This is a genomic window from Desulfomonile tiedjei DSM 6799 (assembly GCF_000266945.1).
Taxonomy (GTDB): Bacteria; Desulfobacterota; Desulfomonilia; order Desulfomonilales; family Desulfomonilaceae; genus Desulfomonile; species Desulfomonile tiedjei.
In genome coordinates, this window is sequence record NC_018025.1 from 37,250 (window position 1) to 50,904 (window position 13,655).

Sequence of the window (13,655 nt, forward strand, 5' to 3'; positions counted from 1 at the left end):
TCAGATGGTTGGGTGTGGTGAAAAGAAAAGAGAGACAATCCGCCCTGAATTTGATCGTTCAATCATGATCGATGTGATTAGCAGCAGCCATCGCCTGAAAGCAATCGAACGAATCACCGCCATTGCAGTCATCCTCGTATTCCTTTGCCCGGCTCTTGCAGCCGCGGACGGAATGGCGTTCAGATATGGTCCGGCATCGTCTTTGGAACCGCTCAGAGTGGATGAACAGAGAGCTGTCATAGCCCATAAAGACGGCGTGCAAAGGATGTTCATCGCCATCAACACGGCCGCCGATGACCCTGCGCATGCTGCGGTTTGGATATTCCCGGTTCCGGGCAGTCCTGATCGGGCCGATGTTGATGTGGCGGCCTTCATTCCTGAACTGACGGGACGGGATGTTCAGCAAGAATTTGATGAAATAATGGAACTGGCGTGGTGGATTCCCTTGATCACTCAACCACACTTCGTCCCTCTTCCTTTCTTTGCCCAATTCGCAGCCGGTCCAATGGGAGTTCGTATGGGCCGTTTTCAAGGAGCCGAAGGTATAACCACTCACAAAGAAATTGACAGGTGGGGCATCCATGCGGAATTGATCACAGCGGATTCCGTGGATCGTCTCGCCGACTACCTTCGCAAGAAGAACGTTCCCGTAGATCAGGATCGCTTGGCTCCGTTCGTAGCCTACCTGTCGGATAAGTATAGCCTGGTGGTGGCGTGGATCAGCTCCTATGAGGAGCTGACAAAGCGCTTTCCTCAACACAGTCAAATCCGAGCAGCAAAGCGCCCGTCTCTCTATGTAGAATTTCCCACAGAAAAGCCTTTCTATCCCATGCGCCCCACCAGCGCATACGGCAAGAACAAGATGGAGGTTTCTCTGTATATAGTTGGCTGGGTAGCCCCTGATATGTCCTCATGGGAAGAATCCGACAAAAAGGGTATGACCCCTCGCGTGAGGTATTACGCAGGCGACAAGGAAGCTATTCATAAGAGCTATCAGAGCTATCGCTCGGTTCTTTCTGCCAGGGAAAAAGACCGCACGACATCACTCTCAGAAGACGCTGCGCAACGGAAAGCGGGAGAAAGGTTCTTTGCCGCCGTCCCGGAAGGAGACATGCACTTCACTCGCGTCCGAATTTACGGCCCCGCGGGGAATTTCACCCAGGACCTTCAGTTTTCTCCCAACCCGAATGTGAGCATCAAGCACTTTATCGCGTCTAACGCGTGGGTGCTCTCGGGGCCGGTAATCCTTTTGATTTTAGCTTTGTCCTACATTAGCGGCGGAATTAGCGGCAAGCTGGTGTTCGGAGAATGGAAGCCCTGGGCACGGACCGGTCTCTGGAACTGTTTCAGCATTGTCACGCTTGTCGTTGTGACTTGGTTGCGAAGGAGGAACCTGCCTGCTGAAAGCAAACGAGCCGCAATGTCAGGACGATGGCAAACATTTGTTCTCGGACTTGTAATTAGCGTACCTTTGACAAAGTCTGTCATATTCTTTCTGCCTGACAATCGATATCTCCCTTCAGGAGGGCTTCTGCTTCTATTTTATGGCATAGTCGCTGTGGAACTGCTGATAGCGGCATGGATCGCGATGACAGCAGGACAGTCGCTGCTGGCTGGTACAGAGCGGAAGCTTGACCCTATGATTCCGAATCGTGCAGAATATATCATTCGGGTTTTTTTGATTTTTTTGCCCACGGTAGCGATCCTGGCAATGCGCAACACTCCTGAAGTGCTAGGCGTATTTCCAACCGAAGTTTTGCTGTTTAACATGACAATCCGCATTCCCATATCCTGTCTAATTATAGTGGCGCTGAGTTTGATGTCCGGCCTGATCGCAGTGGCAATGTTCGCAAGCGCATGGATCTTGCGCGGGTTAGGCACAGCCTGGAAAGCCGGAAGGGCCTCAAATTCCAATGACATAGCCGTCGCTGGCCCCGGTCGCAAACCAGAAACACTGATCCTCGGTGTTTTGGTGTGCATAACAGCGTTTCTTGCTATCCTGTCTTTTCCTTTTGATCTATTTGGGGAGTCCTTTGTCGGTTTTTGCCGACTTATGTGGTTCAGCGTGATTACGGTAGAACTCTACATTGCAAAGGTGCTTTGGAAAAGCGCTTCAACCCCGGTATCATCCAAGCCCAGGGTGTCGCCCGCGTGGCCCGCAACGATTGGCATCCTGTTGCCAATCTGGACTCTCATCCTGTGCTTCGTTCATTATTCTGACGGCCCGCTGAAGTGGGCTCTTGCTGCTGTCCTGCCTCTCACGGTCATCGGGTGTGTCAGTATCGTCCCACTGAGACGGGTCTTTCGTGACATGACCGATAAAAGGGCCCTTGCCTCTATCGTCGTCGTTCTCGGTGTCCTATCTTATCTTGCCGTCCTGGTGCAAGTGCCGATAGCGATTCAGGGGAGGGGAGTGGACCGAGATGCTTTTGCCGTTCTAGCGCTAATCCTGGCGACATGGATCGTCAAGCGAGCACTGAAAGAACCCCCCACGAAAGCCTTGCGATTCGGCATTCTATTTTCGATGGTGTTCACAATTCTGGTGGTTGGGGCCTCTTTTGGCTCGAGATACCTGTTTGTTTCGATGGGAATTCAGGAGCCACCCAAGTTCGGGTGGTTCATTTACTGATGCCGTATACATGAACAGCAGTCCAAGCAAGCATGAAAATGTAAGAATGTCAGCTAAATCTGGTCCTGGTTCATCTTCGTCTAATTCAGCTAATTCCTTTTGTGGTTAATTGACCCTTTAACAAGATAACCAGTTCCTCTGGCCATTTCAAAGGCTGTTCTGAAATTTCGATGTTGAAGATTTGGATCGGCACCATGGTCAAGCAAAATTCTGACAGCTCACTCATGTCCTTTTTTAGAAGCCAGAATCAATGGTGTGTTTCCATCGGGATCTCTTGTATTAACATCAGTGCCAAGCGATAAAAGAGTCTTCACCTCATTCAGAAGAAAATGGAGAGGGGTGACATTCCCGGACAACACCCTCTCCAGTCCCTGTCTGAACAATCACAGTACTGTTGCATGAACGCTCAGGTTTCTTGTAAAAGAAAACCGGCATGAATGCTTAAATCACGCAATCCATAAGGCGTCACGTAGTTTGAGAGCCGTTACCCGGTCGATCAGCGGTACGCTCTATAACAGTTATAATCATAACCGCTCCAGACGCATACTCGTTTTCCGTCTCTATAGTATCCTTCGCCATCACCATAGGACGAGTACGGGCCTGCGCCTAACCCATACAAACTATACGGCGCATAAGGGGCTCCGTAATATATACCGCCGGAAAAGCCTCTGTTACCAAAGGAACCCCCGAAGTACTGAACCGGCTGGTACAGACTTGAGCCGGGAACAACCTGAAGAGCCGAAACACTATCGGCATTGGCTGACCCGCTCAAGATCACTCCTGTTCCCAGTGCTATAATTCCCACTGCAAGCATAATGTATAGAGTTTTCATGAAATTCTCCTATTTGTTATCCTGATTCAGGACAAAATCGGCAGCAGGCGCATCTCGCGACAACTCCATGTCCTTATTGATCAAGATGCATGAGGATGGCGAGTGATTCAAAAAGAGAGGAGAGAAAGGCATAGGCGCTAAAAATAAGCTCTTCATGCGTCCGTAGGATGTCGGTGAGCGAAGCGAACCGCTTCGCTCGTGGAACAGGGTCGATGCTTTGATTTCAAGCAATACAAGACAATTACCTCTATTCCGGAGGTGTTTGTAAGGCGATTGCCACGTCGCTTCGCTCCTCGCAATGACAATCATGAATCGTGTTGCTGAATGATTAGTTCCGATACTGTTTGCCCACGTTTTGCGCCAAACTTGTGTTGGCAGGAATTCCGCACCACCAAGAGGAGCGGCGCAGCGATGACCTTGTTTTGACCCGTGTAGGAAAGATAGGTCTGGTACTAACAAGGTGTCGATCTTGCATCATGAGCGTCGAAAGTAATCGCGGATTATCAGGGAGCCATTCTTTGAAATTAGTAGCCACCGGCCTCCGTGCCGGTGGACGATATTTAAATAAATCAATTAATTGTGCCCGGCAGGGAGACCGGGCACTATGATACTTTTCAGTACAGAGATACTTCAAAATGTATGAGAAGTCCTATAATGCCCCCCAATCAGGCTAATCGGCTCGCAACCAGTTCCGTGATATCCATCACTTTGATTTTGGCTTTCTTCTCTTTCCTTGCTCTGGCTGCCGCCTGATTAAACGAGCCTTTACACGACGGACACGCAGACACAATCATCTCAGCTCCAAGATCGACAGCGGACAGCAGACGTTTGTACCCGATGTCCCCGGCCATTTCATTGTCGAATCCCTTCATTCCGCCGCCGCCTCCGCAGCACTTGGCCAGATTGCGATTCAGAGGAAATTCCAGGAGATCCACACCGGGGATAGCTTTGAGCACATTGCGCGGGGGTTCGTACACCCCCATGTGCCGGCCCATATCGCAAGGATCGTGGTAGACAACCTTGATAGGCGGAACATCGGTCTTGAACGTGAGCTTGCCGTCTGCAATCAGCTTCTCCATGAGCTCGACAGCATGGACGACGGAAAGACCGTTCTGTAGTCCACCGTAGGATGGATAAATATCGCGGAAGGTCTTCAAGCACCCGGCACAGGAAGTAATTAGTTGGCTGGGATGATATGTTTCCAGTTTCCCACTGTATTTTGCCATCGCCTGTTTGAAGGTTTGCATGTCGCCAACGAGATAGGCCAGGTATCCGCAACAGGATTCGTCCTCTCCCAGCGCTCCGTAATTTACACCGGCCTTGTCCAGGACCTGCATGAGAGCCGGTATGATCTTAATATCCTGGAAGCTGGTGACGCAGCCGAGGTGCAGGATGGCATCAGTGTTTCCCGGAATCGCTTTCTTGTATTCCGAAGGATAACTGTCACAACGTTTGGCAGGATCTGCAAGCAGCGGATTTGCCGCATCGATCATGGCCGCGAGCGCGGGTTTGAATATTTCCGGGAGATAGCCCTTGTTCACGAGCTTTTCGCGTGCACTTCGCACGATAGTGGAGACTTTCACCTGTGCCGGACAGACAGATTTACAGTTGAGACAGAGCATGCACTGATACAAGCGTTTTGCAAGCTCTGGAGATGCCTCGATATTGCCCATTAACATATTGTATGCGAGAGTAACGCGACCTTTTGCATTCAGCGATTCCAGGGTGGTCTCTCCAAAGGTGGGGCAGCCAGCCCGGCAGAAGCCGCACTGAATGCAAGCCATGATCTCGTTATCAACACCTTCCGGGAAGTGAAAAACTTCTTCAGGGGCTTTGAGAAATTTCTGAAAACTGTTTTCGTCCAGGATATCCTTGATTGAATCGTCAAAGCCCATTTTGCCGGGATTGAGCACATTGTTCGGGTCCAGGGTCTTCTTGATATCCTTCATTATCTCCAGAGATTCACCCAGTTGCCGGTTAATGTACGGAGACTTTGCCATCCCCACGCCATGCTCTGCAGATACGGTTCCGCTGTGCTTCAAGGTCATGTCTATGAATTCCAGGGCTATTCCTTTGACCTTTTCCCACTCTTCCGGAATGGTGGGATTCATGATGAAGGTAGCGTGAAGATTGCCGTCGCCTATATGGCCGAACGTGGCGACGGGAAATCCGTACTTGGCTCCAATTTGCTGAATTTCAGCAATTGTCTGGGGAATTTTGCTGATGGGGACTCCGAAATCCTCTACAAGGGGCACGAGTCGATATCCGGGCTTCAGTCTGCTCATGGCAGGAACGAGTCCTCCCCGAGCAGCGAAGAGTTTTGCCTTTTCGACCGGATTGTCAGACCAGATGTTTTCGATTCCGCCTACGGACTTGCAGATTTCGTCTATTTTCTTTATCTGTTCCTGAACTGCTGTTTTCGGGCCGTCTATTCCCATGAAGAGCTGACAATTGACCTCTCTGGGAATATCCATTTTCAATGCGTCCCGACAAACCTGCAGGCAGATGTTGTCCAGAATTTCGCATGTCGCCAGCTCCAATCCTGAAGTAAAAATCTTCTCCACTGCCAGGCCGGCGGTATCGACGTCAGGGAACGACGCTTTGGCGAAAGCTTCGTACTCCGGCATGGGTAAAATCTTGACGACTGCTCGCGTGATAATACCCAAGGTTCCCTCAGAGCTGGAGAAAAGGTGAGTCAAATCATATCCTGCGGAACTCTTCGGTGCCATGTCGCCGGTTTCAAGTATTCTGCCGTCTGCCAGTACAACAGTGAGAGTCTTTACGTAATCTTTGGTTGTTCCATACTTTGCAGCTCTCACTCCACTGGCGTTGGTTGCGATCATTCCGCCGATAGTTGCGATTGCAGCACTACCCGGGTCCGGAGGGAAAAAGTGAGATGGAGCAAGCTTCGCATTGAGTGCGTTGCATATGACTCCCGGCTCTATCACAGCGTATCCGTCAGCCTTGTTGATTTCCAAAACCGCATTCATCCTGGTGAAGTCGAGGATTATTCCTCCCTTTGGAGCAAGAACTGCTCCGGTAACTGACGATCCCGTGCCTCGGGCAGTGACGGGAATCTTTTCGGAATTCGCGAACTGGAGGATTTCACTCACCTGTTCAGTGCTTTTGGCGAACACAATAGCGTGGGGCACTCCCACGTGGATGGACATGTCTCTGGAGTATGCGAGGCAGTCTACGGGTGAAGCCGTTATGTTTTCCGCCCCGACAAGGCCGGTCAGACGCTGAACGAAATCCATGGGTATCCTCCTGGAGGGAACTGGGCGATAGTGCCACGATCGGCCAACTCGATTGTGGCTGTCGGTTTTGGTGGTTTGTTCATCATAGCGTATGTTTTGGCATAAATCAAACGGTAACGAATGTGGAAGCTCTTTCACTGTAGCGCAGAAGTCTGCTCGGAGAAATCCTGACGAAGTTCATTATCGTGAACGCTGAAGATATGATTTAAGACCGGGGGCTCGCAAGAGAAGATCCTGAAGGGCAAAAGATACTATGACGCTGTTTTCTGAGAACCACAGTCTCTACGACACGGTTTTCTTCAAAGCCCTTTAGGAATAGGTTTTTTTCCTTTACTTCATGAAGGGTGAAGCATTAAAATGAATCGGACGAATAGCTCTTAATCTTGGGTATCTTGCATGGTTCAGAGACTTTTCGAGCTCTGTGCCATACAAGATTGATGTGTTTTCCCTTTTCTATGCATGAGACACACAGAAGTTTGATGCATGTTTCGCACCTTCCGAGCACACTCAGACGTTGCGATTAGGGAGAGCATGTAAAGGGTCATCCTTTGTTAAACAGAGAAGTGGTGTTCTAAACTCACCATTTTAAAACAGAAATGCGCTTTTATACAGTACGGGCGTTCTTTGCGGACATCAACGAGGTAGTGCTTATCTGTGCCTGCTTCTGTTCAAGGACATACTCCACTGTACAGGGAGATGTTAATGGCAGCCAATAATCAACTTGTAGTATTTACTCTGGATGAGCAGAGTTTTGCGTTGAACCTCTCTAATGTAGAGCGAATAGTGCGAGCGGTCGAGGTCACGCCTTTGCCCGACGCTCCTGAAGTCATTTTGGGCGTAATAAACATCGAGGGCCGAGTCGTTCCCGTGGTGAACACTCGAAAGCGGCTCGGCATGGCCGAAAAGGAAATAGAACTCCAGGACCTCTTTATCATAGTACGTGAGAACGGTCACAGTCTGGCATTGTTGGCCGATCAGGTGAAACCCGTAATGGAAGTCCCGGACGAGGAATTGGTCCGGCCTGACCGGGTGCTGCCCGGAATCGGCTATGTCCAGGGTGTTGCGAAAGTCGATGACGGGATGCTTGTGGTACTCAGGCTGGAGACCATTATGTCGCTCGCGGATCAAAAGCTCGTGCTTGCCGCTCTGGAGGGGGTCCCGAGTGACTAATGCTTTTTCCGAAATCTCGGGATCGACTTTACAAATATTGAGTCAGTCCATCGGGCAGAACCTGGGATTACATTTTCCCGAGGGAAAATGGCCGGATCTGAGACGAGCATTGGAAAAGGCTGCTCCGTCCTTGGGATTCGATTCCATTCAGTCCTGCGCGAATTGGTTTATAGGTACGAACGATCCTTCCAGGATCGAGCGTCTCATTCAATTCCTCACCGTAGGTGAAACACATTTCTTTCGGGACACCAAGCTTTTCCAGGCTCTTGAGGAGAAATTTCTGCCGGAAATAGTGAACCTGCGCAGGCTTGACAGTCGAAGTCTGAAGATCTGGAGTGCCGGATGCGCAACCGGTGAAGAGCCGTACTCTCTGGCGATTGTACTGTCCCGAATGCTTCCGGATTTGTTCGGCTGGAACGTCACCATCCTCGCCACGGATATAAACCGGGAATTCCTGAGCAAAGCAGAGAAAGGCGTATACAGCGATTGGTCTTTTCGATCGGTTCCTCAGGATATTAGAAGAGATTTCTTCGAATCCAAAGGCGATCATTCGGTCCTGAATCCGGATATCAAGAAAATGGTTACGTTCACCGAGCATAATCTGGCCAAAGATCCTTATCCGTCCACGCTCCCATATGTGGGGTCTATGGACCTGATTTTCTGTCGTAACGTGATCATGTATTTTTCGATGGAACGTCAAGAACAGATAATCAGTAAACTCGCAGATTGTCTTGTAGACGGCGGCTTGTTGGTGGTGAGCCCTGCGGAAGCATCCAGCGTAACACGTTCGGATCTTATACCGGTAAATTATCCTGGCATCGTGCTGTTCAGGAAGAGCACCTCAGAATCAAGGGCCAAGCCACTGAATCCGCTGTTGTTTTCTTCCTTAGTGGAGACCCCCGAACCGGTGCAGAATTCTGATGACAACCCTTTTGTATGGAATTTTGTGCCGCCTACTTTAACTATCCCTGACTTTGTACAGCCAGAGGCTTTTGTACCGTATCCGGAAGAAACCCCTGAAGCCGCGGAACAAGAATTAAGCCCCTATGTGGAAGGGCTGAACTTGTACGATCAGGGGAGGTATGCGGAAGCAATCGAGGTTCTTCTTGGATACGTGTCTTTCAACGGTAATCAACATTCAGGAACCGCATTATCTCTTCTCAGCCGGGCGTACGCTAATCTTGGCAAACTGGATGAGGCGCTGGATTGGGCTCAGAAATCTGTAAATGCCGATAAACTGAATGCCGAGTATCATTATCTCGAAGCAACGATTCTGCAGGAAATGGGCAGGAACCAAGAAACGGCAACGTGTCTTCAGAAGGCGGTATTTCTCAACCCCGATCTTGCAGCAGCCCATTTTGCCCTGGCAAATGTGAGCCTGAGGATGAATAATCGCAAACTTTCAGATCGTCATTTCCGAATAGCCCTCAGCGTTCTGGGGAATTACGATCACGAGGACGCTGTTCCTTCGACCGAAGGAATGAGTGCAGGCAAACTGATTGAAATTATCACGTCCATGCTTCGTAAGGAGAAATCCGCATGACGACTCCGGAAAACCTTCAATCTTCTGCAGCCGAGACTGCCGATGGACAATCGTCCGCAAGCTACGGACCTGCAGGGCAAAGTGCAGACTCTTCCTTGCAGGCAATGCAGAGTCGCACCCTGACTCCTGCGGAGAAGAAAAGGATATTGAAAGAGCGGGCGAGAAAGCTCGCACAGCGCGCCGAAACCCAGGAAAAGGAAGAGGAGAGTCTTCAGATAATAGAATTCATGTTGGCGCATGAACGGTATGGGGTAGATGTGGAATACGTAAAAGAGGTGTATCCACTCAAGGACTTGACCGCAATTCCGTGCACGCCTTCATTTGTGCTCGGTATTATAAACGTGCGGGGACAAGTCTTTTCGGTTGTGGACATCAGGGATTTTTTCGATTTGCCCAAGCACGAGATAACGGCATCCTTCAGAATTATTATCGTGAAAAATGAGAATATGGAATTCGGCATTCTGGCGGATTCGGTGATCGGTGAACAGAAGATTCCTCTCAACAAAATTCAAGTGGACATGCCGAGCCTCAAGGGAATCCGCTCTCATTATGTAAAAGGAGTGACTTCCGAACGGCTGATCATTATGGACGTGGAAAAGCTTCTGTCCGATGAGAGTATCATTGTACATGAAGAGGTCGGCAGTTCGTAAGTCGATTGAGAGCCTCGTCGCAGAGCGTCCAGGCACGAGTTGAGATCGTCAAAAAGCAACAAAGTGATTCAAGTTTCTGGAGTGTGTTATGGCGAACAAAGACGATGAATTCCTCCAAAAACTGCTTGCAGCTTTCAGAATAGAGGCTGAAGAGCATCTCCGGGCTATAGCCAATGGGCTGCTGGAAGCTGAAAAAGACCCGACCGGCAGCGAGAAAATTATAGAATCTATGTATCGGGAGGCTCACAGCCTGAAAGGCGCTGCTCGTTCCGTGAATCTGACTCGGATCGAAGCTGTCTGCCAGGGGGTAGAAAGTGTTTTCGCAGCGCTGAAGGCTTCCCGGATACCGACATCTACAGAACTCTTCGATTCCCTGCACAGGGCTACCAATATAATGACGGAATTGCTGGAAGAATCTGACGTTGAGATTCAGCCGGTTATCGATGAACTTAGTGCTCTCGAACGACATAGTGGTTCCAATGTAACGCAACGAACTGCAAAATCACCGCAGAAAAAAGAAGAGACAGTGCCGGAGCAAATCGTGGAAGACCAGAATGTCGAGACTTCGCTCGAACCCGTTCGTGAAGATTTGCAGAACGCGCATGAAAGTAGTGATCCCCCAATGCAAGATGAACAACCGGAGATTTCAGATTTCACAGGCCCGGGAAAGAAGAGGGAACGGCATCTTTCCACAGAGACCGTGAGAATAGCAGTCAGTAAGCTCGATCCTCTCCTGAGACAAGTAGGAGAGATGGTATCGGTTAAACTCACGGCCAGCCAACGAGTGTCGGACCTGTTGTCCGTTGTAGCCGCCATCGATCAATGGAAACAAAAGTGGTCGAATGTTTCGTCTCAGGAGAAGGCGATCGGTTCGATTTTGACGCAGAAACGCAAGGGCAACGGATCTGCGCGAAGAGAAGCCGATATCGCGAAGATTACCGACTTTCTCGAATGGAACCAGAGCTGTATGAAAAGTCTGGAGAGCAAAATTCGTGAGCTGGTGAAATCTGCTGAAGGCGATGCTCGACTGCACGGCTCGATGGTGGATGACCTTCTGGACGACATGATGAACGTTCTCATGCTTCCGTGCTCGTCACTCCTGGAGATCTTCCCCAAGCTGGTCCGCGATTTGTCCCGGGATGCGGGTAAAGAGGTGAGGCTGGAAATTCTCGGTGCGGATCTGGAAATCGACCGTCGCATCCTGGAGGAGATGAAAGACCCTTTAATCCACCTGGTACGGAACTGCATCGATCATGGAATCGAACTGCCCAATGAACGTGTCCAGAACGGTAAACCAAGGTATGGAACCATTACGATAGCCATTTCTCAGATATCCGGAAATCAGATCGAGCTGTTGATATCCGATGACGGAGCCGGAATCGACGAATCAAAGGTCCGCGAAGCAGCTCGACGACGAGGGATGATTTCCGAACAGGAGAAACAGCGGCTGGAAAGCCAGGACGCGGTGGCCCTGGTCTTTCGATCTGAAGTATCCACGAGTCCTGTAGTCAGCAATATTTCGGGCCGCGGTCTGGGGCTGGCTATTGTTCGGGAAAAAGTCGAAAATCTTGGCGGAAATGTTTCCGTAGCCACTGCACGTCAAAGGGGAGTTTCCTTCCGAATCCTGCTGCCTGTGACCTTGGCAACATTTCGAGGGATTCTTGTCAGGGCGAACGACCAGTTGTTCGTTATCCCTACTGCGAACGTGGAGCGGGTCATACGCGTTAATCGGGAAACCGTCAGAACAGTCGGAAACCGCGACACGATTGAAGTGAACGGAAAGACCATGCCTTTTGTGGGCCTGGGCGATGCCCTGGAACTGCCGCGGACTGTAAAAAAAGGCGATGATGGCGAGTTGGCGCTGGCGCTTGTGCTTCGGTCCGGAGAAACCCTGGTCGGGTTTAGGGTGGACGCGATTCTCCATGAGCAAGAGGTCTTGGTCAAGGGATTGGGAAAACAACTAAGCAGAGTGAAGAATGTCGCAGGAGCCACGGTGCTGGGCGACGGCAGTCTCGCTCCGATACTCAATGTGCAGGATCTGGTCAAGTCCGCAACGCGACATGCCGCCTCGCGACTGGGACCGACGGTGAAGATGGAAGAACTGGAGTCCGGAAACAGGTCCATTCTTGTGGTGGAAGATTCGATCACATCGAGAATGCTCCTTAAGAATATCCTCGAGTCATCCGGATATCAGGTGACTACAACCATAGATGGAATGGAGGCGTGGAATCTCCTGAAGCAGGAGACTTTCGATCTGGTCGTTTCAGACGTGGAAATGCCGCGCATGGATGGTTTCGAGCTTACCACAACCATCAGGCAAGATGAAAAACTATCGAGCTTACCGGTTGTTCTCGTGACCTCCCTCGGTTCCCGGGAGGACAGGGAACGCGGTATCGATGTGGGCGCCAGTGCCTACATCGTAAAAGGTAGTTTCGATCAGAATAATCTTCTTGAAACAGTCGAAAGATTGATCTGAATCTCGGGTTGCCTACTATGATCAAAGTCTTGGTGGTTGAAGACTCACCGGTGGCGTTGGAACTGCTGAAGCATATTCTTTCGTCCGATCCCGAGATAACCGTAGTCGGCACAGCGACGAACGGTCTCGAAGCCGTTGAATTCGTGCAGCGCGAGCGGCCCGACGTGGTTACGATGGACATCATCATGCCCAAAATGGACGGTTTTGAAGCCACTCGTCAGATCATGGGAACTTGTCCCGTTCCCATAGTCATAGTCAGTGCAAGCCTGGTGCGTGAAGAAGTGGAGAAAACCTGGCGCGCAGTAGAAGCGGGTGCTGTGGCAGTCCTCGAAAAACCCCGGTACGTCGGTTTGGGGCGAACCACGGAAGAAGGGGAGCGACTCGTCCAAACAGTAAAGCTCATGTCCCAGGTCAAAGTGGTCAGGAGATGGAACAAGGCTTCTTCTGCTGTGCCGGCACCCAAGACGAGCCTGCCGTCCCCTCGTCCGATTGCGAAACCCGATCGACAAATCGTCCCTGTTTCCGAACAAAAAATTAAACTGGTGGCGATAGGAGCTTCTACCGGCGGTCCACCCGTGCTGCAACAGATCTTCTCCAGTTTACCGCTGTCCTTTCCAGCTCCCATACTCCTGGTTCAGCACATATCCCCGGGATTCACCCACGGATTTGTAGATTGGCTTAACCGAACTGCCACGCTGCAGGCTCGCCTTGCGGATGACGGCGAGCGAATTATCCCGGGCAACATATATGTGGCACCTGACGGTCACCAGATGAAGGTCGATGCCGGAGGTCGGATTATCCTCACCACGGAAGAAGCTGAAAACGGTATCCGCCCTTCAATTTCGTATCTATTCCGCTCTGTGGCGCATGCTTTCGGTGCTAAATCCATGGGTATCCTGCTCACAGGAATGGGGAGAGACGGGGCGGACGAGTTGAAGACCATGCGCGACAAAGGAGCGCTTACAATCGCTCAAGACAAGGAAAGTAGTATTGTTTACGGTATGCCGATGGAAGCGGTGAGACTGGGGGCAGCCCAGTATTCGCTCCCACCGGACAAGATTATTGACATGTTGATGAAGATCTCCTCGTAGGGATTTC

9 protein-coding genes are annotated in these 13,655 nt (G+C 50.6%); 6 read left to right on the top strand and 3 right to left on the bottom strand.

Going from position 1 to position 13,655, the window contains the following annotated elements; translation table 11 throughout:
- Positions 1-64 precede the first annotated feature (64 nt).
- Positions 65-2,629 carry a hypothetical protein gene (locus tag DESTI_RS00180; protein ID WP_157212062.1) on the top strand — a complete coding sequence of 855 codons (2,565 nt, stop codon included), beginning with the start codon at positions 65-67 and terminating at the stop codon, positions 2,627-2,629.
- A gap of 218 nt (positions 2,630-2,847) precedes the next feature.
- Here the strand turns inward: DESTI_RS00180 and DESTI_RS31685 are convergent, their stop codons facing one another.
- From DESTI_RS31685 to DESTI_RS28155, 3 genes are all read right to left on the bottom strand, one after another.
- A complete protein-coding gene (locus tag DESTI_RS31685; RefSeq protein ID WP_353743191.1) occupies positions 2,848-2,988 on the bottom strand; it encodes an ankyrin repeat domain-containing protein in 141 nt (46 codons plus the stop codon).
- Between the two features lie 137 nt (positions 2,989-3,125).
- Entirely contained in the window at positions 3,126-3,461 is a 336-nt protein-coding gene (locus tag DESTI_RS00185; RefSeq protein ID WP_014807944.1) for a hypothetical protein, read from the bottom strand.
- 665 nt (positions 3,462-4,126) lie between these two features.
- Positions 4,127-6,718 (bottom strand): FAD-binding and (Fe-S)-binding domain-containing protein, encoded by a 2,592-nt coding sequence (locus DESTI_RS28155; protein WP_014807945.1) that lies wholly within the window; start codon positions 6,716-6,718, stop codon positions 4,127-4,129.
- Between the two features lie 702 nt (positions 6,719-7,420).
- On the opposite strand from DESTI_RS28155, the gene DESTI_RS00195 reads away from it, so the two are divergent.
- The 5 genes from DESTI_RS00195 (at position 7,421) to cheB (ending at position 13,648) form a co-directional block, all read left to right on the top strand.
- Positions 7,421-7,888, top strand: a complete 468-nt coding sequence (locus DESTI_RS00195; RefSeq protein WP_014807946.1) for a chemotaxis protein CheW — start codon at positions 7,421-7,423, stop codon at positions 7,886-7,888.
- Complete coding sequence (locus DESTI_RS00200; RefSeq protein WP_014807947.1) at positions 7,881-9,431, top strand: CheR family methyltransferase; 1,551 nt, start codon at positions 7,881-7,883, stop codon at positions 9,429-9,431. The genes DESTI_RS00195 and DESTI_RS00200 overlap by 8 nt, the downstream gene beginning before the upstream one ends.
- Positions 9,428-10,081 (top strand): chemotaxis protein CheW, encoded by a 654-nt coding sequence (locus DESTI_RS00205; protein ID WP_014807948.1) that lies wholly within the window; start codon positions 9,428-9,430, stop codon positions 10,079-10,081. Before DESTI_RS00200 ends, DESTI_RS00205 begins: the two co-directional genes overlap by 4 nt.
- A gap of 88 nt (positions 10,082-10,169) precedes the next feature.
- Positions 10,170-12,557 carry a hybrid sensor histidine kinase/response regulator gene (locus tag DESTI_RS00210; RefSeq protein WP_014807949.1) on the top strand — a complete coding sequence of 796 codons (2,388 nt, stop codon included), beginning with the start codon at positions 10,170-10,172 and terminating at the stop codon, positions 12,555-12,557.
- A gap of 17 nt (positions 12,558-12,574) precedes the next feature.
- Positions 12,575-13,648: a chemotaxis-specific protein-glutamate methyltransferase CheB gene (gene cheB / locus DESTI_RS00215; RefSeq protein ID WP_014807950.1), complete on the top strand. Its 1,074-nt coding sequence runs from the start codon at positions 12,575-12,577 to the stop codon at positions 13,646-13,648.
- The last annotated feature ends 7 nt before the right edge of the window (positions 13,649-13,655 follow it).

Bases quoted from the DNA above. Each gene is read 5' to 3' on its own strand.
- DESTI_RS00180 (WP_157212062.1), top strand. From the start codon at position 65: ATGATCGATGTGATTAGCAGCAGCCATCGCCTGAAAGCAATCGAACGA.
- DESTI_RS00185 (WP_014807944.1), bottom strand. From the start codon at position 3,461: ATGAAAACTCTATACATTATGCTTGCAGTGGGAATTATAGCACTGGGA.
- DESTI_RS28155 (WP_014807945.1), bottom strand. From the start codon at position 6,718: ATGGATTTCGTTCAGCGTCTGACCGGCCTTGTCGGGGCGGAAAACATA.
- DESTI_RS00195 (WP_014807946.1), top strand. From the start codon at position 7,421: ATGGCAGCCAATAATCAACTTGTAGTATTTACTCTGGATGAGCAGAGT.
- DESTI_RS00205 (WP_014807948.1), top strand. From the start codon at position 9,428: ATGACGACTCCGGAAAACCTTCAATCTTCTGCAGCCGAGACTGCCGAT.
- DESTI_RS00210 (WP_014807949.1), top strand. From the start codon at position 10,170: ATGGCGAACAAAGACGATGAATTCCTCCAAAAACTGCTTGCAGCTTTC.
- cheB (WP_014807950.1), top strand. From the start codon at position 12,575: ATGATCAAAGTCTTGGTGGTTGAAGACTCACCGGTGGCGTTGGAACTG.